General features: G+C 30.6%; 29 protein-coding genes. 23 read left to right on the top strand and 6 right to left on the bottom strand.

Annotated elements, in window-relative coordinates; all coding sequences use genetic code 11:
- Nucleotide 1: 1 nt before the first annotated feature.
- Nucleotides 2–433, bottom strand: coding sequence for an ImmA/IrrE family metallo-endopeptidase (locus GQF29_RS02240; RefSeq protein ID WP_160340730.1), 432 nt, complete (start codon nucleotides 431–433; stop codon nucleotides 2–4).
- Nucleotide 434: 1 nt separating this feature from the next.
- The gene (locus GQF29_RS02235; protein ID WP_017144169.1) at nucleotides 435–803 is read right to left on the bottom strand and encodes a helix-turn-helix domain-containing protein; all 369 of its coding nucleotides are present in this window, start codon (nucleotides 801–803) and stop codon (nucleotides 435–437) included.
- Nucleotides 804–963: 160 nt separating this feature from the next.
- On the opposite strand from GQF29_RS02235, the gene GQF29_RS02230 reads away from it, so the two are divergent.
- From GQF29_RS02230 to GQF29_RS02205, 6 genes are read left to right on the top strand one after another with little or no spacing between them, the layout of a single operon-like run.
- Nucleotides 964–1,443: a hypothetical protein gene (locus GQF29_RS02230; protein WP_008788424.1), complete on the top strand. Its 480-nt coding sequence runs from the start codon at nucleotides 964–966 to the stop codon at nucleotides 1,441–1,443.
- Between the two features lie 60 nt (nucleotides 1,444–1,503).
- Nucleotides 1,504–1,671, top strand: coding sequence for a hypothetical protein (locus tag GQF29_RS02225; RefSeq protein WP_160340729.1), 168 nt, complete (start codon nucleotides 1,504–1,506; stop codon nucleotides 1,669–1,671).
- On the top strand, nucleotides 1,668–2,036 hold the full coding sequence (locus tag GQF29_RS02220) for a hypothetical protein (RefSeq protein WP_117599046.1): 369 nt from the start codon (nucleotides 1,668–1,670) through the stop codon (nucleotides 2,034–2,036). The genes GQF29_RS02225 and GQF29_RS02220 overlap by 4 nt, the downstream gene beginning before the upstream one ends.
- Before the next feature lie 13 nt (nucleotides 2,037–2,049).
- Complete coding sequence (locus GQF29_RS02215; protein ID WP_008788426.1) at nucleotides 2,050–2,532, top strand: hypothetical protein; 483 nt, start codon at nucleotides 2,050–2,052, stop codon at nucleotides 2,530–2,532.
- A 20-nt stretch (nucleotides 2,533–2,552) separates the two neighbouring features.
- Complete coding sequence (locus tag GQF29_RS02210) at nucleotides 2,553–2,879, top strand: DUF5055 domain-containing protein (protein ID WP_008788427.1); 327 nt, start codon at nucleotides 2,553–2,555, stop codon at nucleotides 2,877–2,879.
- A complete protein-coding gene (locus GQF29_RS02205) occupies nucleotides 2,861–3,262 on the top strand; it encodes a hypothetical protein (protein ID WP_017144170.1) in 402 nt (133 codons plus the stop codon). Before GQF29_RS02210 ends, GQF29_RS02205 begins: the two co-directional genes overlap by 19 nt.
- A gap of 28 nt (nucleotides 3,263–3,290) precedes the next feature.
- Here GQF29_RS02205 and GQF29_RS18330 read toward each other — a convergent pair whose 3' ends face one another.
- Together GQF29_RS18330 and GQF29_RS02200 are read right to left on the bottom strand one after the other, a co-directional pair.
- Nucleotides 3,291–3,593 carry a hypothetical protein gene (locus GQF29_RS18330; protein WP_054689765.1) on the bottom strand — a complete coding sequence of 101 codons (303 nt, stop codon included), beginning with the start codon at nucleotides 3,591–3,593 and terminating at the stop codon, nucleotides 3,291–3,293.
- A 124-nt stretch (nucleotides 3,594–3,717) separates the two neighbouring features.
- Nucleotides 3,718–4,077 carry a hypothetical protein gene (locus GQF29_RS02200; protein WP_160340728.1) on the bottom strand — a complete coding sequence of 120 codons (360 nt, stop codon included), beginning with the start codon at nucleotides 4,075–4,077 and terminating at the stop codon, nucleotides 3,718–3,720.
- A gap of 122 nt (nucleotides 4,078–4,199) precedes the next feature.
- On the opposite strand from GQF29_RS02200, the gene GQF29_RS02195 reads away from it, so the two are divergent.
- The 3 genes from GQF29_RS02195 (at nucleotide 4,200) to GQF29_RS02185 (ending at nucleotide 7,181) form a co-directional block, all read left to right on the top strand.
- Nucleotides 4,200–4,343 carry a hypothetical protein gene (locus GQF29_RS02195; RefSeq protein ID WP_160340727.1) on the top strand — a complete coding sequence of 48 codons (144 nt, stop codon included), beginning with the start codon at nucleotides 4,200–4,202 and terminating at the stop codon, nucleotides 4,341–4,343.
- Complete coding sequence (locus tag GQF29_RS18545; protein ID WP_236916373.1) at nucleotides 4,344–6,107, top strand: hypothetical protein; 1,764 nt, start codon at nucleotides 4,344–4,346, stop codon at nucleotides 6,105–6,107.
- Nucleotides 6,108–6,320: 213 nt separating this feature from the next.
- Nucleotides 6,321–7,181, top strand: coding sequence for a hypothetical protein (locus tag GQF29_RS02185; protein ID WP_054689761.1), 861 nt, complete (start codon nucleotides 6,321–6,323; stop codon nucleotides 7,179–7,181).
- Between the two features lie 175 nt (nucleotides 7,182–7,356).
- Here the strand turns inward: GQF29_RS02185 and GQF29_RS18540 are convergent, their stop codons facing one another.
- Both GQF29_RS18540 and GQF29_RS18535 read right to left on the bottom strand, forming a co-directional pair.
- Nucleotides 7,357–7,575 carry a hypothetical protein gene (locus tag GQF29_RS18540; protein WP_236916372.1) on the bottom strand — a complete coding sequence of 73 codons (219 nt, stop codon included), beginning with the start codon at nucleotides 7,573–7,575 and terminating at the stop codon, nucleotides 7,357–7,359.
- A gap of 27 nt (nucleotides 7,576–7,602) precedes the next feature.
- The gene (locus GQF29_RS18535; RefSeq protein WP_236916371.1) at nucleotides 7,603–7,779 is read right to left on the bottom strand and encodes a hypothetical protein; all 177 of its coding nucleotides are present in this window, start codon (nucleotides 7,777–7,779) and stop codon (nucleotides 7,603–7,605) included.
- An 83-nt stretch (nucleotides 7,780–7,862) separates the two neighbouring features.
- Between GQF29_RS18535 and GQF29_RS02175 the strand changes: the two genes are divergently transcribed.
- From GQF29_RS02175 to GQF29_RS02110, 14 genes are all read left to right on the top strand, one after another.
- A complete protein-coding gene (locus tag GQF29_RS02175; RefSeq protein WP_160340726.1) occupies nucleotides 7,863–9,977 on the top strand; it encodes a hypothetical protein in 2,115 nt (704 codons plus the stop codon).
- A 10-nt stretch (nucleotides 9,978–9,987) separates the two neighbouring features.
- Nucleotides 9,988–10,353: a DUF6711 family protein gene (locus GQF29_RS02170; RefSeq protein WP_054689759.1), complete on the top strand. Its 366-nt coding sequence runs from the start codon at nucleotides 9,988–9,990 to the stop codon at nucleotides 10,351–10,353.
- An 8-nt stretch (nucleotides 10,354–10,361) separates the two neighbouring features.
- Nucleotides 10,362–13,025, top strand: coding sequence for a hypothetical protein (locus tag GQF29_RS02165; RefSeq protein ID WP_160340725.1), 2,664 nt, complete (start codon nucleotides 10,362–10,364; stop codon nucleotides 13,023–13,025).
- A 2-nt stretch (nucleotides 13,026–13,027) separates the two neighbouring features.
- On the top strand, nucleotides 13,028–14,761 hold the full coding sequence (locus tag GQF29_RS02160; protein ID WP_236916370.1) for a DUF859 family phage minor structural protein: 1,734 nt from the start codon (nucleotides 13,028–13,030) through the stop codon (nucleotides 14,759–14,761).
- Between the two features lie 72 nt (nucleotides 14,762–14,833).
- Complete coding sequence (locus GQF29_RS02155; protein WP_160340723.1) at nucleotides 14,834–15,295, top strand: phage baseplate protein; 462 nt, start codon at nucleotides 14,834–14,836, stop codon at nucleotides 15,293–15,295.
- Nucleotides 15,296–15,307: 12 nt separating this feature from the next.
- Nucleotides 15,308–15,850, top strand: a complete 543-nt coding sequence (locus GQF29_RS02150; protein ID WP_160340722.1) for a phage baseplate protein — start codon at nucleotides 15,308–15,310, stop codon at nucleotides 15,848–15,850.
- A gap of 349 nt (nucleotides 15,851–16,199) precedes the next feature.
- A complete protein-coding gene (locus GQF29_RS02145) occupies nucleotides 16,200–16,631 on the top strand; it encodes a tail fiber domain-containing protein (RefSeq protein WP_236916369.1) in 432 nt (143 codons plus the stop codon).
- A 29-nt stretch (nucleotides 16,632–16,660) separates the two neighbouring features.
- Nucleotides 16,661–18,043, top strand: coding sequence for a tail fiber domain-containing protein (locus GQF29_RS18940; protein WP_160340720.1), 1,383 nt, complete (start codon nucleotides 16,661–16,663; stop codon nucleotides 18,041–18,043).
- A gap of 63 nt (nucleotides 18,044–18,106) precedes the next feature.
- Nucleotides 18,107–19,228 (top strand): pyocin knob domain-containing S74 family peptidase, encoded by a 1,122-nt coding sequence (locus tag GQF29_RS02135; RefSeq protein ID WP_160340719.1) that lies wholly within the window; start codon nucleotides 18,107–18,109, stop codon nucleotides 19,226–19,228.
- Nucleotides 19,229–19,304: 76 nt separating this feature from the next.
- A complete protein-coding gene (locus tag GQF29_RS02130; protein ID WP_008788439.1) occupies nucleotides 19,305–19,748 on the top strand; it encodes a hypothetical protein in 444 nt (147 codons plus the stop codon).
- A 5-nt stretch (nucleotides 19,749–19,753) separates the two neighbouring features.
- Nucleotides 19,754–20,200, top strand: a complete 447-nt coding sequence (locus tag GQF29_RS02125; protein WP_008788440.1) for a hypothetical protein — start codon at nucleotides 19,754–19,756, stop codon at nucleotides 20,198–20,200.
- Complete coding sequence (locus GQF29_RS02120; protein WP_008788441.1) at nucleotides 20,188–20,703, top strand: phage tail tube protein; 516 nt, start codon at nucleotides 20,188–20,190, stop codon at nucleotides 20,701–20,703. Before GQF29_RS02125 ends, GQF29_RS02120 begins: the two co-directional genes overlap by 13 nt.
- Before the next feature lie 56 nt (nucleotides 20,704–20,759).
- Complete coding sequence (locus GQF29_RS02115; RefSeq protein ID WP_054689739.1) at nucleotides 20,760–21,224, top strand: hypothetical protein; 465 nt, start codon at nucleotides 20,760–20,762, stop codon at nucleotides 21,222–21,224.
- Nucleotides 21,221–21,766: a Gp15 family bacteriophage protein gene (locus GQF29_RS02110; protein ID WP_054689736.1), complete on the top strand. Its 546-nt coding sequence runs from the start codon at nucleotides 21,221–21,223 to the stop codon at nucleotides 21,764–21,766. Before GQF29_RS02115 ends, GQF29_RS02110 begins: the two co-directional genes overlap by 4 nt.
- The last annotated feature ends 4 nt before the right edge of the window (nucleotides 21,767–21,770 follow it).

The raw sequence follows: 21,770 nt of genomic DNA, 5'->3' as shown, positions 1-21,770 counted from the left end.
TTTAGATAATGATATATTCACAAACAGATCTCCATATTTTTATAGGAATACCTCTTTCTTTAATAATAAAATCTATGTTTTCAATTTCTTTAAGATCAATATCATGTAATAAGAAACGACAAGCAAATTCATTAGCTTCTCTTTCTAATGAATTTTTTCTTGTTTTTAATAAAAACTGAAAAGAAATATTTTCATCATAATGCATAAGATAATGTCCAAGTTCATGAGCTAAAAGAAAATTTTCATATAAAGGATTTAAGTCTGATTTTATAGTAATATAGGCAGTTTGATGAAAGAGGAATATAGAAGAGTCACATGCTTTGTTGAGTTGGTCATTGTATTCTATAGAAATATCATGATAGTCAATAATCTCTCTAACATTATCTGTTTGATACTCACTGATTTCATGAGTTACAAAATCTTCAATAGTCATTTTATTTATGCCTCTTTGCAATCATTTTAATAAATTGAGCAATATCATTTGCCATATCAATAATTTCATCTTGACTCATTGTATCTAAATCATAACCGCCAAATTTAGCAAACATATCTTGTTTTAATATAAATTGCAAGGCTTCTTCTGGTGATGTAAAGAAATCATCATGATTTTCACCTAAGAGTTGAGAACTTGTACAATGAAAAATATGTGATAATTTTTCAATCATTTCAATCTTTGGTTCACTTCTTTCCTTCTCCCATGAAGAAATTGTTTTGCCACTAATCTCTAATAATTCACCTAGCTCATCTTGAGTTAAGTGTTGCTCCTCGCGCATTTTTTTGATATTGTCTCCAAGGACTGACATAGCAATCACCTCTTTAAAACCGATTATATACCTTTAATATTAAAAAAACAATCAAAACTCTAAGTTTCTTAGAAATCGTATTGAAATTCTACAAATCTTAGAGTAATATAAACTTACAATTGGTAATATTTACCAAAACTTAGAAAAGAGGAGAGAGCATATGAGATATTCAGAGGAACAATTAAAAACAATTAACAACATGAAACTTTATTTAAAAGGTATGAGAGAACTGAGTCGTGAAAGAGAATATTTATTAGAGGAATTTAATGAGGAACCAGCACCTCATTCACCATCGTTTGAAGAAACAAAAGGAACATCATTGTCACAGATCACACGAATGAATGATTATACTTTTAAAAGAGAATTATTATCTAAAAAGATTCAATTATTAAGTGATATTATTAACAATTTTATGATCAAGACACTATTGTTACCAACGAGACAAAGACAGATCTTAGAAACTTATATTACGACTTTAACATATAAAGAGATGATAGATACTCTAAATGATAAATATTATATAAGTACAAGTACATATAAAAGAGAATTACCTGAAATATGTTTATCTCTTTCACAATATATAACAAGTCCATTACCTTCTATTGATGAAATTAATCGTAAATTCTTAAGTGAAATTTAAATAATGAATACTTTTTGAACTTATCTTGAACCTAGTTATAACCAATAGAAGGGTGTTAAGATGATATTGTCAAGAAAAGGCAGAGAGATACCTTTCTTGATAAGAATCGAATTGGCCAAGCAGATTCATAAAGAAAACATCAAACAAGATAACTTAGGTTATAATATTCATCTCATAAAGAGAAAGATGTTAAAAACAATTGAATATAAGGAGGTGTCTAATCAATGATAGATCATGAGAAACAAGTTTATACACTTGTCAGCAGTGCATTAAAAGATAAGTTTGAAACTATTCAAACAACAGATCAGAAATTAAGATTTTATGATTCAACATATCCAGTGATTTCATTAATTCAAACAGATAATTATGTTTTGCAAGATAGTCGTTCATTCGATGATTTGGGAACAAATAATGTTGAGCAATATGAGATTGAAATTCAATCTCAAACTGGTATGGATGAAATCAAAGCAATTATGGTAAGTGTTGATGATGCTATGCGACAACTTGGGTATATAAGGACATACTGTGGATTAGATACACAAGATAAAGAAACAAAGTTAAAAAGATTGATGCAGTATCAAACTGCATTATAAGGAGGAAATTATTATGTCAAATATTGCTATGAGTACAGCTGGAGTCACAGTGAACTATGCAGTTGAAGCAACTGCTGGAACAAGACCAACTATGGGATATATTCAAATTCCTAATATCAAAAGTGTTCCTGAGATGAACCCATCTCCAGAAACATTAGAAACAACTGATTTGAGTCAAACAGAATTCAAGACATATGTTGAAGGTTTAAAAGATTTAGGAGGAGCATTAGCTTTTTTAGCAAACTTTACTACAGATTTAGAAACAGCTTGGAATGCATTAGTAGATGCTTATAAAGCAGCTAAAGAAGAAGGAAAATCAGTTTGGTTTGAAATCAAACATCCTGGTTTAGAAAAATCAGTTTATTTTACAGGACAACCAAGTGCTATGGGATTACCAGCAATGGCAGTTAACGCTGTTTTGGAAACAAACTTATATATTACACCAACAAATGCACCAACTTGGCAAGCAAAATCAACAGTAGCACCTGCTGAATAATTTATAGGAGGAATGAATCAATGTCTAAAACAATTCAATTTACATACAATGATGTGGATTACACATTAGAATACACAAGAAAAACATTAGAAAAAATGGAGGCTGATGGTATCGTATTAGCAGATATGAATAAAAAGCCTGTGACTATTTTACCAAAGCTTTTTGAATATGCATTCTATGCACATCATAAACGCATTAAAAAAGCGGAAGTTGATAATATCTTCCACTTATTCACAAACAAAAATGATATGTATAATAAGTTATCAGAAATGGCAACAGATACATTAAATACATTATTTGAAGAGGATAACTCAAAAAACGCAATAAGTTGGAAGGCGAGTTTTTAGACACTGAGGATTCTCTTTCCAACAAAACATATACAGAAATATTTAAAGAAGTTCTTCCCTTTTATTTATCCATTGGTATGACTTATGATGAATTCTATCTCCAAGATGTAGAACTGGCTAAATTCTATAGACAAGCCTATGAAATAAAAGAAGATCGACATAACTCACATATGTGGTTACAAGGTATGTATATTTATGATGCTATTTCAACGTCACTATATAATGTATTTTGTCGAAAATCTGGGCAACAAGCATCGTCATATCCATCAAAGCCATATCCAATGACGAATGAACAAAAAGAAGAAGATCAACAATTAACAGTTGCAGAGGAACAGGCTAAAGCGAAAGTCTGGATGAGTACTTTGGTTAATTGTTATCAATGAGTAAAACACCACAATCTGTGGTGTTTTCTTACTTGTTTTTTATCTCAGTTAATAATTCAATAATTTGTTGATTTTGTTGAATGATTTGCTGGTTTTGTTCTTGCAAATTAAGAAGTTGTTTCAAGATTATATAATTTTGATTATAAATTGCAGTGGTAGCAGTAGTGGCCTCTGGATTAGAACTTGCACCTGCAGATGGTTTGAATTTCCAGCATGTCAAATAATGTGATTGCAACATTTTATTGATAATATCTAAGCTGTTTTCATCTAATTTTTCTAATCCAAGTTCTATGATAGGTTCAATAGTTTCTTGCTTATTTTTATTAAACATATTTTTTTCACTCGCTTTCATTAAATCAAATTATTATAGCCATGAGAATTATTTGTTTTTTATTCGTTCAATGTTTGTTTTTTTATTGCATTGTTTTTTCTTATGAATGATATAGTCTTAATGGTTATGTTTCATTGAGACTCTTGAGCAAAGTAATAATTTCTTGGTTTTGTTGAATGAGTTGTTCATTTTGATCACTGATTTTTTTTAAATAATTTAATTTATCATTTGTTTCTAGAACATATTTTAATAAAATCAATAAAATTCTACCATGATAATGTTGTTCAATATTAGAAGGAGTATCTATTGGCATTTTTAACAGAGGAGGGGTAAAATACGATTTTAAGGTTGAATCTATTAAAGGAGTGATAAGTAAACATTTTTCTTCATCAGTAAGATTCTCTAATTCAAAATACTTTAATAATTCTTTTATTGCAGTTTCGTTTTGAGTAAAATACTCTTCTTTAGTTAATTTTGGTTTCATATTTATTCTCCATTTAAAAGTGTATCTTATTTGTTGTTTATTTTTTCCTTTCACATATATTAATAATATTATATAAGAAACATATTATAAAATCAATCTATATAAAACAAGGAGATGTTTCTATGGATGAAAATATAAATAAGTTATCTAGTTCTTTAGATAATATTGACAAAATAGTAGATTCATTGTCGTCAATAAATAATCAAATGAAATCGTTAAATGAAACTTATTTAATACTTGTTAATAATTTGGAAAGTATAAATTAGGTGAATTTTTCAGATGTTATTGGAGGTATAGCAGATATTACAGATATAGCATCAGGGATAGTCGGAATTGGAGTAGGTTGGAGTGAATTTGTTGCTACTGTAGGTGGTTTATCTACCACATTATTAGCAATTCCAGTTCCAGTAACAGCAGTTATTGCAGGTTTAGGATTAGTGGTTGGAGCATTAGCTCTATTTGGTGATGGTGAAAGTGAAGCTGAAAAGCAAACGAGACTATTTAATGAAGCACAGGTAGAGTCAGAAGTATTGAAAGGATTTGTATCAAATTTAAGAGGACTAGCAGATGAAAATGGCTATGTGAAGAACTTTGAACAAGCACAATATTATGTTGATCAAATTAATTCTGCAATGCCTGGTACAGTTAAATTAACTGAGGATGGAAAATTAACATGGTTAGAAAATGCTGAGGCAATAGATGAGAACATTAAACAATTAGAACGTAAGGCAAAAGTAGAAGCATATTATGATGGATATGTTGAGAGTTTAAAAAATGAAACTAAATTACGAAGTGAATTAACTTTAGCTCAAAATAATTACAACACTGAACTTGAGAAACAACAAGAGTATCAAGCTAAGTATAATGAATTGATGGCGAAGTCAAGAGAAGCAAGGTTAAGTCCAGAAGAAACTGAAAGTTTAACACATTATCGTGAACAGATAGAGGCATCAAATGAAAAGCTAGGTCAATACTCAGAAAAATTAGATAAAGCAAAGGGTGCATATGAAGCAAATGCCAAGGGAGCTGAATTATATAATCAGGCAGTTGGAGCATTAGATGGAAGTGTTACTGCTTCTGCTTTATTACAAGCTGAGGAATATACAAAACTTGATGAGAATGGAACGAGTACATGGGATAGTTTAGCAGCAGCTTCAGAAGATTGTAAGAGTAGAGTTACAACAGCGCAAGGTGATGAATTAGCCACTGTACAGGCAACATCGGCTTTAATCCAAGCAGAAATGGTTAATAAAGCATTATCACAGGGATTATCATATGATCAGATGATAAGTCAATTAGAGGAAAAAGGTGTTCAGTTAAACGATACTGAAAAGGAACAGTTAAAGACAAGTTTTAATCAGTGGCAAATGAATAGTGAGGATATTAAAAATGCTCAAGCCAAAGGGTTAGATACATTGAAATTAATGAAACTAACTGCTTTATCTAAGATGAATGAAAATGACAAATCAAAATTATCTGAAAATGTGAAATTATTTGCTGAAAAAGGTGATGCAAGTGGTATTGAATTATGTAATAAACTTGCAGCAAGTTTAGAAGCTAATAATGGAGAGATTACAGATGAAACAAAAGAAATTATGGCTGATATAGAAGCCCGAGCAGCGGCTGCTGATCCAACAGCACAGGTTGATGTTAATGAACCAACTGATAAAAATCTCAATGATGTTAAGAAAAAAGTAGATAAGGCTGCAGTAGATAGAAAAGCAAAAATGACACTTGAAGCAGAAACAGATAAAAAGTCGTTTACTTTAATATTTAAAGAAGTTCTTCCCTTTTATTTATTCATTGGTATGACTAATGATGAATTCTATTTCCAAGATGTAGAACTGGCTAAATGCTATAGACAAGTCTATGAAATAAAAGAAGATCGACATAACTCACATATGTGGCTACAAGGTATGTATATTTATGATGCTATTTCAACGTCACTATATAATGTATTCTGTCGAAAATCTAGGCAACAAGCTAAAGCGAAAGTTTGGATGAATATGCTTGTCAATTGTTATGAATAGTGTAAAATACTACAATTGTAGTGTTTTCATTATAAATATAATAAGTCTTTATTTTATTTATTCAATTCATTGTAATGAAGTTAAAATAGTGTATAAATCCAAATTACTATAGCTATTTTAATTTATAAATCTCTTTTATAGTAAAGCTTAATTATGGTATAATTAAACAAGAAAGGAGATTGCATAGAAAATAATGCTATGCTTGTGTGATAAATGAAAAAGTTTGGGAAATTATTATTAGGATTGATAATACTTATTACTTTAATTGGATGTGGTTCTGAATCAAAAATTACTGATGGAGAAAAAGAGTTAGTCACGTCAGTTGAAATGACTTCCAATAGTAAGAATGCTTTTCAAGCAATGCAAGATGATGGATATCAACTACAGTATGATGATAAATTAGGTACTGTAGCTTTAGTGAAAGATGAATGTCAATTTATTATTACACCTATAGATGGCGAAGAATGGGATAGGCTTAAATTTATTGATAAAGATGGTGAATTAATATATTCTAACGAGATTAAAGATGATTCTAATCCAACATTGATCAATCTTGTTTCTATATTAAAAAAATATGATACAAATATGAACAATATGTCATATGAATTAAATACTTTATTGGTCAATCACAAAAAAGAAATAAAGAAAGTAGAATTAGATGAAAAATATCCTGCTAGACAAAAATTGGATAAAGCAGGGTATGAGTTAACGGGATTTGCTATTGATAAAAAGGGGCAAAATACAATCTCATCAACATGGACAAGAACAAAACAAGAAGATGGAAAAAATGTTAATATTTCTTTGGATATTATAGATAAGAGTTATATTCAAGAGTATGAAAAATCTACAAAGATAATATATTCATATTATTGGGGAGAAAATACTGCAACAGTTAAGGCTGCAACAACATTTTTAAAATATGATTTTAATGAAAATACAATTAGTGAAAGTAAAGGCTTAGATGAAAAGAGCGAAGTTTTATATTCAAGCCAAGCAGTATATATTAAACAAGAATTTGAAAAAGAGATGAAAAGGATTGGAATCAGTGTTAAAGATTTAGTCATGCCAGAGTAGATAAGTTATTAAATATATTAATAATGTTAGAAATACGAGAATTTTAATATATTATTTTGGTTTTAAATAAAAGATGTAAAGTTATTATTGATATAATGTATATTTATAAAAAAACACCACTATAAATGGTGCTTTTTTGTTGTCTTTTCATAGATAGGATGGTATATATTTATTTTTATAAACTTAATAACTCTTTCTTTTTCTTCTCAAATTCTTCTTGTGATAATATACCTAGATTAATAAGTTCTTCAAGTTTTTTGATTTCATTTAAAGTAATATCAGTAATGTTTTGTGAATTATTATCATTATCTTCCTTTAAAACCGAATGGTTTTGCCTAACAATTTGTGTAAGTAAATCAATAATTTGCTTATTTTGTTCTTCAAGATTTAACATATGCTTTAAAAATAGATAATTTTGGTTTTACATAGCAATAGAAGCGTATTGTGCTTCATAAGTGGCTTTTGAAAAATGCTTTTTTCTTGTGCTTATATTGATAGAGAATAATAAACTTTTTATCATATTTAATTCATTATCATCTAATGTTTCTAATCCAATAAGATGAATAAATTCCTCAGTAGTTAAATCTTTATCAATCATATTTAAATCCTCACTTTCATTTATACTTATATTAAATCGCATTAAATAAAAATAACAACAAATAAACATAAGGAGGTGTTTATATGGAAAATGAAATAGTATTAACTTTAGATAGAATTTCAGAAACATTAAAGAATTTAGACTTGTCAGTACGATCAATTACTAGACTTAGTGAAGAATTAATTGGATTAAATGAATCATTTAAAACTTTATCGAATACAACATCACAATTAGACTCTAATAATATATTTACGTTTTTTAAAGCTTTTGATAATGTTATGGGTGCAATAAATAATATTGCTAAGTTAGAGAATGGTTTAAAAGGAGTTGAAAAATTCGGAGAAAGAATTGGTGAAACAAAAGATTATATTTCTAAATTTTTTAAGGAAACAGAAATGGGGGCATCTATAGCCACATCTGCTACTGGACTATTCTCATCTGCGCTTACATTTTTAGCGTCTAATCCTATGGTGGCTCTTATTGGAGGATTGGGACTTTTAACTGGAGCGACTATGGCATTGAATGATGCTTTTGGTAAACAAGATGAAAATTTACAGAAATTGACTGAAAAAAGTAAAGAATTAAGTGAAGAATCAATAAGTCTTAGAGATGCACAAAAACAATTAAATGAGAGTAGTAATGATTCAATGAATTCACAACTTGGAAAATATGAAGTTATCAAGTCATATGTTAGTGAGTTGATTGATTTAGGAAAAGGAAATGTTGAAGAAATTGCGAATGCACAGGGAAAAGTAGATGAATTAAATTCTTATTGTGGGGAAACTGTTGTACAAATCGAAAATGGGAAATTAGCTTGGATAGGAAATACGGAAGAATTATTAAGAAATGTTGAAGCTATGCAGCTAAGAGCGATGATTACAGCGAATGAAGAAGCATATGGAGAAGCTTTGTTAAACAATGGGGCAATTATGTCAAATATGACAGAATCTCAGCAAAATTTAGCAGAGGTTCAACAATTATTTAATGAAAAAGTTCAAGAGTATATTGACAAAGGAATGAGCTATAGTGATGCGTATGCACAAGCATCTATATGGAATAGTGATTTGAAAACAACTATGGATGAATGTTCTGAAGCATATAGAAATTCAAGTTCTGCAATGGTAGAAAACCAATTTGCTCTGGATAAACAATCAGCTTTGGAAATACAATATATGTCATTATCAAAAGAATCTAAGATAGGCATTGATAAACTTGTAGGAGCATATGTTACCCTCACAGGAAAATATGATGAGCAATTAGGAAAAGGAAATGAAGTAACAGCGACTTGGGGAACTTTATCACAAAAGTTAAATGATTATAATGAAGTTATAGCTGGTCATGGTGATAAATTTAAACAGATGACTGACAAAGAAAAATCAAACGCTCAAGAATCAAGAGATGTTGTTATTAAGATGATGGCAGAAAAAGCTGTGAATTCGGCGCAGACATATGGTGAAATGGTTAATAGCATGGGTGCTGCTTATGAAAAAATGACAGAAAAAGAAAGAACAGAACTGAGTAAACAATATAACTTAATGGTTAGCAATAATGAGAGTGAAGGTGCTATTATGCTTAGACAATATTCATCATTATCAGCTTATCTCACAAAATACAATATTGATGTTAATAGCAAAAAAGCGCAACAATATGCTAGTAGTCTGAAATTAGCCCAAGAAAAAGGTTCAGCAGAAGGTCAAAAATATTTGAGTTCAATCTCCTCAGAATTAGATGACAAGGGAAAAACGCCAAAAATAGATATTAACAATGAAGCGGCAATGAAAAATCTAGATAATATCCAACAAAAAGTGAATAATTTGAAAGGAACGACAGTATCAGTAGGTTTCAGATCAAGTACAAAAGGTTTTAAATTATCATCAGGAGAAACAATTTCTATTAGTACATATGCAACAGGTGGTTTCCCAGAAACAGGGCAATTATTCGTAGCTAGAGAAGCAGGACCAGAGTTAGTTGGTCGGATTAATGGTAAAACTGCTGTTGCAAATAATGATCAGATTGTTACCGGAATTAGTAGTGGGGTTTATAATGCTGTCAGAAGTGCAATGCAAGGTAATGGTGGTAATGGAAATATGAACATTCATGCGACATTTGTCATGGATGGAGAAGTTGTCGGAAAACAAGTGATTAAATATCATAATGGTGTTGTTAAACGTACTGGAACAACACCATTAATGATTTAGGAGGGTAATTATGGATATTTTAAAAATTAATGGTCAAGCTATTCAAAATCCTGTTGCATTGCAGTGGGAAGAGTCAGACTTGGATTCAAGTGAAGGAACAGGTCGTAATCAATTGGGTGATATGTTTAGAGATCGTATTACTATAAAAAGAAAGGTTTCTGTTTCATTTCCACCAATGAGAGATACAGAAATGTCTTCATTATTAGAAGCGATTTCTCCAATGTTTTTTGCATTGGAATATCCAGATCCTAAACTTGGTAGACGTCATACGATGACTGTCTATGTCAGCGATAGAAGTGTTCCAGTGTATATGTTTGATAAAACAATGAATCAGTGGATATGGCAAGGCATGTCTATTGATTTTATTGAGAAGTAGGTGAGTTTATGATTACAACAACACAAGCATATAAAGATAAGATTTTAAGTGATCATCGAGAGATGAAAATGAAGGTAATATTTAATGGTCGTCAAGAAATTGACGGCCATTATTTAAAGAATGTTACGATTCATGAAGTGAGTAATGGATTGGATACATTAACAATTGGAGGAATATGTTCAAATAGTATTAAAATTGATATGTTTGATCCTGGAAATATTCCTTTTGAAGGAGGAAGTCTTGAAGCTTTTATTGGGATTCAACTCGCTTCTGATATTGAATGGGTTCCGATGGGTTCTTTTTTTATAAGTGAAATAACAAGAAATAATGAATATGAAGTGAGTCTTGAAGGATATGATGGTATTTCTTTATTAAATGATGAATATAAGCCACGTATTGAGTATCCAGCAATGCTTGAAACTGTTGTTTTAGATATAACAAATCAATGTGGTTTAACTCTTAAACAACAGGTTTTCGAAGAAATTATGATAGAGAATCCAATGGATGTTACATGTAAAGAAATGCTTGGATATATGGCTTCTTTAATGGGAATGAATGCAAGAATGAATCGTTTTTCTGAGCTAGAATTTTATTGGTATGAAAGTGGACAATATGTTATTCCATTAGAATCACAATATCAATTGGGATTTAAAAAGACAAACTCAGCTTTGACTATTTCTTCATTGACAAGTGGTGATGAAGAGAATGTGATGAGTGTTGGAAGTGGCTATGGAATTACATTTGCTAATCCATATATGACTCAGGAAAGATTAGAATCTCTGTTTGAAAAAATCAATGGTTTTACATATACACCAGCCACATTAAAATGGCGTGGAGATCCTAGCCTTGAAGTCTGTGATATTCTTCATGTTCAGGAAAGTACCAAGGATATGTCACAAATTCTGATTATGGAGCATACGCTTTCTTTTGATGGTGGTATGAGCAGTACTATAGAAAGCAATGGTCAAAATGAGAAAGAAGTCGTCATGTCTAAAAGTCCTACGGAAATCAAATTAAAGAAATTTTATAATACTTTGATTGAATCTTATAAACAAACAACTGAAAAGATTTTAGGACATGATGGTGGATATTATGTTATTGATGTAGATGATAATGGTTATCCAAATGGATGGACAATTATGAATACACCGACTTTAAGAGATGATACGCATCTATGGAAAATGTCTATGGGTGGTTTTGGTTATAGTCAAGATGGTGGAAAGACTTTTGAAAACTTTGCTTTTGATTTAGATGGAAATTTTAGTGCAAATGCAATTAATACAGGTCAATTAAATGGTGATGAATTTGAACTGAATTTAGAAACAGGTACGATTTTAATTGGTGAAAGAGATTCAGATGGCCAAATTACACATCCTGTCTTTAGTTATGATAGAGAAAATGGTCTAACGATTGAAGCCATGAAAGAATTGAAAAAAGAAGTGAATACCATTAAAAACAATATATCAGTTTCTATCACTAGTAACTTTGTCAATCAGCAGACTTTTGATGAACAACCTCATCACTATTATCCAGATTATACAGTTCAGCCATTAAAACTGACTGCAATTGTTAAAGATACATTGCAAGATGTCATGAGTGAAGCAATAATTACATGGAAAAGAAAAGGACGTACTGATCAAGAATATGTTGATTTACTTGAACATGAAATTGCTGAAGGGTCACTCTTAACAATATCTCAAAATCTTGAAGAAAGTGTTGAATACAAAGCTTATGCATCCGTATTAACAGTTGATCAAGTTGAATTGCATGCAACTGCAAGTTTAACTATGAATTATAGTGTTTTAAAGGACACAAAAGTCAATGGCGAAATTTGTTCTATTGAGGCGTCAGCAACTTCGTTTGTTGAAGATCAAGATAATTATAGTCCTGGTAATATTACTTTAATTCCACATACATTGAATTGCCATTTTGATATTTGGAGTTATTCTACAGATTTAGGTTTAAGTTATATCAATATTGAACCTATTTTAACTTTAGAAGATGATACACATATTTTAAAGACAAATGTTGAAGGTATAACTTTCCATAATGAAACCAATGAACTGATGATTTCTAATGACTGTGTATGTTTTGATTATACAAATATAGTTGTTTTTAAATTAAAATGTGATGTTGAAGATGCTAATGATACTATTGCTTTAACAAAAGAAAGTGATATAGCAACACAAGTCAATCACATTGTGAGTGAAATGAATCAGTTAAGTGAACAATATCATTCGATTGTTCAAGATTTAGATGCTGTTAATGGAACGATTACAAGTAAAGTTGAAGATATGGAAACAAAATATAATGGAAATATTGAGGAAATCAATAAGAAATTAACAACAGTTATTCAGACATCTGAATCTATTGAAGAACAATATCAAACATTAAAAGAAATTATTAATGAAAATGGTAGTGATCTTCAAACTATTACAACTTATATTAGGAAAACTGCCAAAGGTATTGAGGTTGGTGAATTAGAAGCCAATGTCAAAACATTAATGGCACCAAGTTATTTTGCTATACTTTTTAATGATGAAGAGGTTATGAAATTAGAACAGAATCTTTTAACAATTGAACGTATCAAAGCTTTATCTGTTTTTCAGTTAGGTGATGCGATATTCACAACAAAAGCGAATGGTTTTGATATAACATGGGGAGGTCAGTAATTATGGCTAGTATTACAATTGGAAGTACAAGTGGATCTCGTCCATATTGTACATTATCAGTCACACAATCATCTCAAAATATTGCTAATAACTCATCAACAGTTTCTTATTCACTTGTTTTACATCGACCAAGCGCTATTTCTTCTAGTGCAACAAAGAAGTGGTCATGTACAATTAATGGAACTGTTCATAGTGGGAGTGGTACCATTGGTGGTAGCGGGAATAAAACCTTATTAAGTGGAACCCAAACTATTTCCCATAATCAAGATGGAACAAAATCTCTTTCTTTTAGTGGAAGTTGTGGTTTAGAGATTACATGGGGAAGTACTTATATTGGAACAATTAGTGGTAGTGGTTCCATGTCATTGACAACAATTCCGCGTGCATCATCTGTTTCAATGAGTGCAAGTACTGCTTATCCAAATGGGAGTATTACAGTAAATATAACACGTGCGAGTTCAAGTTTTACACATACACTGACATATAGTTGTGGAGGAAGTAGTGGAACAATTGCAACAGGAGTGGCTACTTCATATGCTTGGACAATTCCAGCTGCCTTGATTCATAACAGTCCTAATGCGAATCAGGTATGTACAGTGACTTGTTATACATATAATGGAGGAACACATATTGGAACAAAGTCAACAACATTTACAGTTTATTGTTATAGTCCATCAAAATTGAGTTCAACCAGTGGAAGTACAATAGGTAGTCTTTTTTCTATGAACATATCAAGGAGTAGTGGATTGTTTACCCATTCTCTTTGGTACTCATTTGGTAGCAAGACATGGCAAGGTATTGGGAATGGTATTTCTACAAGTAGCAGTTTTACTCCACCAATGAGTTTGTGCAATGAAATTCCTAAAGCAGCCAGTGGAAGTATGACAATTATTTTAAGAACTTATTATGGAAATACGCAAATTGGAAGTGATCAATATTACTATTATACAATGAATGTTCCTAGTTCAGTTGTACCAACTTTGAGTCAAGTTACATGTTCAGAATATATGAGCGATGTTCATAATCTTATTGGTGCATATGTTCAAAATAAAAGTCGTTTATCATTAGCCATTATAGGAGCAACTGGTTCCTATGGGTCAGTTATTACAACCTATAAAATTAGTGTTGCTGGACAAACAATCAATGCTGTTAGTGGTACAACAGGTATTATGACAACAAGTGGCAACCAGACAATTACTGCAACAATTACAGATTCAAGAGGCAGAACAGCAACCAAATCTATATCAGTCAATGTTTTACCTTATATTCATCCAAAAATTAATGGTGTTGGAGTAGAAAGAAACACAGATACAAGTGCTCTTGTCACTGCTAATCTTTTATCAACAAGTTTAATTGTTAATGGTATTGAAAAGAATTTTTCTCGATACTTGATTGAATACAAATCAGTTGATGCATCATCATATACACAAATAGAAGCATCAGCAGAATCTTTAAGTTTTGATTTATCTAAAACAATAACAGGTTTAAACGAAGCCAAAAGTTATGATTTTAGAGTTTATGTAGGTGATGTTTTTGGGTATAACTCTGCTTATGAAATATTACATATTTCTACAGCATTTAAAAGTTTTGATTTTGATGTCAAGACTGGTCGCATTGGGATTCAAAAAGTACTTGAACATAAAGATAGTATTATTGAAGTTCCACATGGTTCTAAACTCTATGTTGGTGAGACACCTATAGATTTAGATAATATTTTAATATTTATAGAAGAATAAAAAAGAAAGGAGGTTTATATCTAAGCAATTATCTCGTTTAAAATAAATGGGTAAGGAAAGGTGGTCAGGTTAATGACTTGGAAAAGTCCTAATGGACAATTATTATATAGAGTTGGAGATGTAATGATTTCAACAAATTCAGATAATCCATCAGCATTCTTTGGTGGAACTTGGCAATTATTATGTCCTGGTAGAACATTGGTTTGTGTAGATACTAATGATAGTGATTTTAATACAGTGAAAAAAACTGGTGGAAGTAAATATATACAACGTCACAAACACTCTGTTATTTGTGCTGGAGCAGGAGCTCACAATCATAAATCAAATGGCGGATATCCATTTTTAACTGATCTTGGGGCTGGAACACAATTACCAACAGCAAGGGGAAATGACTACGGATTTAGAGCAGATGTTAATCATGTTACTAGTGTTGGAAATCATACACACAGTATAGAGGTTTATAATACTGGTAGTGGAGATTCTCAAAATTTACAACCATTCATGGCTGTTTATATATGGGTAAGAATAGCTTAGGTAAAATGTAATATGTCATTTCAAACAACAAATGGAAAATTATTTTATAGAGTAGGGGATGTGATTATCACAGTTAATAATCAAAATCCTGCACAATGGTATGGTGGCACTTGGGAGTTATTTGCTCCCGGAAGGACAGTGGTGTGTATTGACAAATCACAATCAGAATTTGATACTATACAAAAAATGGGTGGAAATAAGTATCTTCAGGGACATACCCATAGTGCAACTATCGGAAATGCAGGTTCTCATACTCACAGTGGTAATGCAGTTAGCAATGGAGAACATAATCATGAAGAGAGTAAAGTGCATTTTCGCTGGAAAGATAATAGTAATAAAAACTCGTTTTACAAAACCACAGGTGGACCTATTGGAACAGATAATGAACATGGATTAAATAGTTATACAAATCGTGCTGGAGCACATAGTCACACATTATCTATAAGTGCTAATGGTGTACATAATCATAGTATATCAATAAGTAATAGTGGGAATGGAGATTCTCAGAATTTGCAACCATATGTGGTTGTTTATATGTGGATAAGAGTAGCTTAGATATTAAAAATATGGTTTATAAATTTAGATACAGAGGAAACGATATTTTCGTCCCAACAACACAAGAATTAAATAATCATATTCACTCATGGAATGCTATAACAAATAAACCAAGTTCATTCACTCCTTCCAGCCATAGTCATAGTTTTAATAGTTTAACTGAAAACCTAGCCCCTATAATCCATCAAATCATAGTCATAATTATGCAACTTGGTTAGGTGCTCAGTATGCAAGTGGAACAGAATGGCTAGGTTTTTACAATAAATATGGAGGAACACGTAAAGGATGGATTTGGCATAATGGAAAGCCATCTCTTTATATAACAAATGAAGCAGATAATAATATTTATATGGAGACTTCCACTGGAGAGTTGCGTTTATATTCAACAGCAGCGGATGGCTGTTTTAACTTTCGAACATCCTTATCTACATTCTGGTTTGCTCAAGCAGTATCTGTTCCTAGTTTAATTAATCGGTCAAAAGAGCTATATAAATCTAATATCGTTGAATATAAAAATGCATGGAACATTGTAAAGAATTCAAAGATATATGAGTATAATCTTAAAGATGAATTAGACAATGATATTGATCAAAAACATTATGGATTTATTATTGAAAGAGAAACACTAAAGGAAATTATAGCTGGAAATGGTGAAGGTGTTGATATTTATTCAATATCTTCCCTTAACTGGTTAGCAACACAAGAATTAATTCAAGAGTTAGAGAATCAAAAGAAAGAAATAGAAGAACTAAAACATATGGTCTATGAATTCGAAAAATAATTTTATAATCATTGAAAGGTGGGGTTATAGTGTCATATAAATTTAAATATGGAAATCAAGAAATAGAAATTCCTAAGAAAAGTGAGAGTCTTTGTTATCAATATGATCTAGGAGGTAATGTTAATCTTAATAATATAACTGCAGAAGGTTATTATCATCAGTTATCTAATGCAAACACAAATACAAGTTTAAATTATCCTACAGCAGAAGCAGGATTATTAACAGTTATCAAAAGAGGCTATATTTATCAAACATATCAAACATACTGCAATAGTGGATTTTGGTATCGTAGTCAATATAATGGAATCTGGTATGATTGGAAAAAAGGTGTAAGTTCAGATAAAGATACAATTGCTCATATGACTTCAAAAGGTGGATATTTAGGAATCGATAATGCCACTGGTGGCTATTTGAGAACGCCTCAATATGGTTTGCTTCCAAATACGACAACAAGTGGTAGTAATATTGGAACCTCAAGTTGGAAGTTTTCTCAAGCGTGGTTTTCAAGTACAGTTAATTCTTATTATTTTGTAGCTAATAACAATCAGGGGTTAAGAGTATTAGATACTGGAGGCAATCCTAGAGAAATCCTTTATATGAATCCGAACAATCAGACGGTTTTACCAAATAATGATGTTGTTGTAAACCAATCAATCACAGCTAATACTTATTATGCTTCTAATTGGTATCGTTCCACAGGTACAACTGGATGGTATTCACAAACGTATGGTGGTGGAATTCATATGACTGATTCAACTTATGTACGTGTTTACAATAATAAGCAATTTTATTGTAGTGATAGGATATCATCAGGGAGTTCTATAAGTTCACCTTGGTGGGATACTCAAAATACAAATGAATTTAATATTAATTCAGGAACAGCTAATATTTATTTTGGTTATCGTACAGGTTGGAATAAGGTAACTGGTTGGAAATTTTGTAATGGTACACAATCTACAACAGCTGGTGGGGCTGTTTATGCAGCGTCTTACAATAATATGTCGGACCGAAAAGCTAAGGAGAATATCCAAGAATTGCATAAAGCTAAGGAGTTTATATTATCACTTCAACCATGTACTTATATACTCAAAAATGGGGAAAGCCATGGAAAGCGAAAGCATATGGGATTTATTGCACAAGATGTTTCAAAAACATTGCAAAATTTGGATATAAATGACATGTCAATTGTGAGTGCATCAGTTATTGTCGATAAAGAAGATTTAAGTGGTGAAAATGAAGATGTAAGTATTAAAGAAAAATATTTTGAAGATGGTACTGATGATGATAAATTGAATTGGTATCTTAATTATATTGAATTTATTGCGCCTATGGTTGCGACAATTCAAGAACAACAAAAAGAAATTGATGAATTGAAATTAAAAGTTAATAAAATGATAGAATTGATGAAATGAAGGATTAAATTTATTTAAAGTGTACTTGAGGACACTACTTATATAAAAAGTGGGGAGATTAATATGTCATATAAATTTAAATATGGAAATACGGAAATAGAAGTTCCTAAGAAAAGTGAAAGTCTTTGTTATCAATATGATTTAGGAAACAATGTCAATCTCAATAGTTTAACAATGGAGGGATATTATCATCAAGCTTTAAATGCAAACGCATCAACCACATTAAATTATCCAATAGCAGAGGCAGGTTTATTAACGGTTATAAAAAGAGGTTATATTTATCAAACATATCATACATATTGCAATAGTGGATTTTGGTATCGTAGTCAGTATAATGGAAGTTGGTATCCATGGAAAAAAAGTGCTGATACAAATCTATTAACATGGAATAATATGTCTGGAAAGCCAACGAGTTATACTCCAACTAATCATAATCATGCTTATGCGACTTGGTTAGGAGCACAATATGCAAGTGGAGGAGACTGGTTGGGGTTTTATAGTGCATATGGGGGAAGTAGACGTGGTTACTTACAACATACTGCGTCTTCATTCTATATTTTATCAGAAACAGGGAATATTATTCTTTCGCCAAAAACGGACGTATTGTGCAATGCGAATCTGATTTTAGGTAATGTCAATTTTATTAGTGGACGTACAACAAGTGGAGCAAGTGTTGGTATGCTCGTTCGTGGTGATGATAATAATGTATATGTTGGCTATTATAATAATGGTACAATTATTCGAGGATCTTTTTGTAAATTAGGAAGTTCTAGTGGTGCGACAATAACTTCTGATAGAAATTTAAAAAAGAATATAACCCCATTAAATGATTATGAATTGTTTTTTTCAAAACTAAAACCGGTTTCTTTTGTTTATGATATAACTCATCATAAACGAACGCATTTAGGATTTATTTCTCAAGATGTTGAAAAAGCATTAAAAGAATCTTCATTAAATAATGAAAAGTTTTCAGGTTTATGTATAGATAAAATATCGAATTGTCAAATCTATGATGAAGATTCTGATGAAAGAATCTTATTAAATAAGGGTATAAAAGAAATTTATTCTTTAAGATATGAAGAGTTTATAGCTTTAAATACTCATATGATTCAAAAACAACAAACTGAAATAGATTCTCTTAAAAAAGAGATTCAAGAATTAAAAGAAATGATTTTGTCCTTATGAAGACAATAAACTCATTATAACTTTAACAAAAGTATAATTGTTATAAGAAAATAATTTAAAAATCTGGAGGATATCAATGGATATTGTAGATATTTTAAAAAGACATGGATGTCACATGTCTCAAGAACAACTTATGCACTTTAAGAAAGAATTTCATAGACATTATAAAAGCAATGCTGAGGTTGAACATGTCTTTCAAATCAGAAGAAAACAAGAGAAAGATTTAGAAGATTACAAAATATTAGTCAAAGTGATGAGAGAAAAAAATAATAAACTCAATATAGATAATCAAAAAATTAAGAATGAATTGATCATATATTATGGCAAAGAAAAGACCAAACAAGCAGGAGTTGATATAAAGTATATTGATTTTATAACATATAAAATTTTATCACTAACAGATAATATCGATGATTTTGAGATTATATTAAATCATTTTCTTAATACTCATGATGAGTATAAAAACTCAATAAAATCAGTAGAAGTTGAAAATAAAAAAATCACTACTGAAAGGATATAAAGACTATGGAATATAAAGCAATTATTAAAAGTATGAAAGAATACATTATGGGATGTCCCTATCTTGACGAATTGATAACTACCTATGAGAATGATATCAAGAGTTGGTTTCTTGAAGAAGGACCTAATCATAAAGAAAATATTTCTCAACATTATGTTGATGGTAATACCGAGAGAATCTTAAGATTCTCTTTTTCAATTCTTTTGAGTAAAAGTCAGGATTTAAAGATAAGTATAGAAGAAAGTGGATTCTATGAGTTATTTCAATCATGGATTGAAGATAACAACAATCTTCGGATATTTCCAATATTGAGAGATGGAATTCTTCCTCTTTCAATAGAACTTTTAACAACGGGATATTTTATAGACCTTAAACAAGTTGAAGATATAATGAAATATCAAATTCAATTACAATTTAAATATGAAAAGGAGAATGAAAAATGGATAGTGTAAGAGTCAAAAGAAGCCAATTTGCTACATTTTTAAATACAACACCAAATGGAGATACAGCAACTTATGCACGTATGGGTAAAGGAATTACTTCTGCATCAGTCGCTTATAATCCAACCGTGAATGATGAATTATATATTAGTGAGGATGGAGCAAATAAATCATTAGATAGTTATGCTCCTTCTATGGCAAGTGAACAAATTGCTTTCGCTGGTGACCCTGTTTTTGATTATGTTGATAGTTTAAGACAAGCACGTGCTGTAGGAACTGATGCAAAAACAGATATGCTAATGGTATATATTTATGATAAAGAAGCAGATGGTTCATATTGTGCAGAAAAACAGGAAGTTATTGTTTCTATCAATGAATTTGGTGGCGAAGCAGGTGGTGCAGTGACTATTTCTTATGATGCAGGTTTCTGTGGTGAGCCAGTTAAAGGAACAGTGACAATTACTAATGGAAAAGTCATTTTTAAGGAAGCAACAAAGCCAGAAGTGAGTGAATAATAATTTATCAAGAAGGTACAAGTTACCTTCTTTTTGTTATATAAAAGGGGGATAGTATGGAGACAGTTAATACAATAAGAATAAAGAATAAAAATGAATATATTATTCAAGTGAATGAGCAGGGAGATACAATTTCTTTCAATTTAGAAGATCCAGAACTTATGTTAAAACTTGATAAAACTTATCAGGATATTAGACGTATTCAGCAAAATGCAAAAGCACAGGAATTAGTTATTCGTAAAAAACAGGATCAAAAAACAGAAGGAATGCTTTCCCAAAATGAAAAATCTTTAGCTAAGTTAGCAGTAAAGATGTTTCAGGATATGAGAAAAGTCATGGATAACTTTTTAGGAGAAAATGCATGTCAGAAGATTTTTGGTAATCGTAATTATATAACAATGTATGATGATCTTTTTGAACAGTTAGAACCACATTTTGAAAAAATGAAATTGAATGCAGAATTATTTAAAAAACAAATTCAACAAAAATATACTCAAGATCAAGATGACATTCTCCGATGAAATATCCAAAATATGCATTCATTCATGACAAACAATATCAGCTCAATACAGATTATCATGTTGCTTTAGAATGCTTACAGATTATTGAAGATGAGTCTATTGGTGATAGTGAAAGAACTTATGCAATCATTTATAAACTCTTTGGAATGATTCCAGAAGACCAGGATATGCATGAATTTATACGTATTGCTAGTCATTATCTTGGTTGTGGAGAACAACAGGAAGTTCAAAAACAAAGAAAAAGAGATATGGATTTCCAACAGGATTGGAAATATATTGTTGCAAGCTTTATGAGTGATTATCATATTGATATACAAGAGAGTCATATGCATTGGTATCAATTTATTCACTTTATACAAGGATTTACAGAAGAGTCTATGATGTCTAGAATTCGTGAGTTACGAAATTATGATTTAAGTGATATTAAGGATCAAAAGGTCAAAAGAAAAGTCATGGAAGCACAAAAAGGTGTGGAATTATCTACAAAGTTATCTTCTGAAGATCAGAAGGCAGTAGATGAATTTGAATCACTTTTTATTTAGGAGG

The sequence above is a fragment of the Coprobacillus cateniformis genome (genome assembly GCF_009767585.1).
GTDB lineage: Bacteria > Bacillota_I > Bacilli_A > Erysipelotrichales > Coprobacillaceae > Coprobacillus > Coprobacillus cateniformis.
The sequence above is the reverse complement of the archived record's forward strand: the minus strand, read 5'-3'. Positions and strand labels throughout refer to the sequence as shown.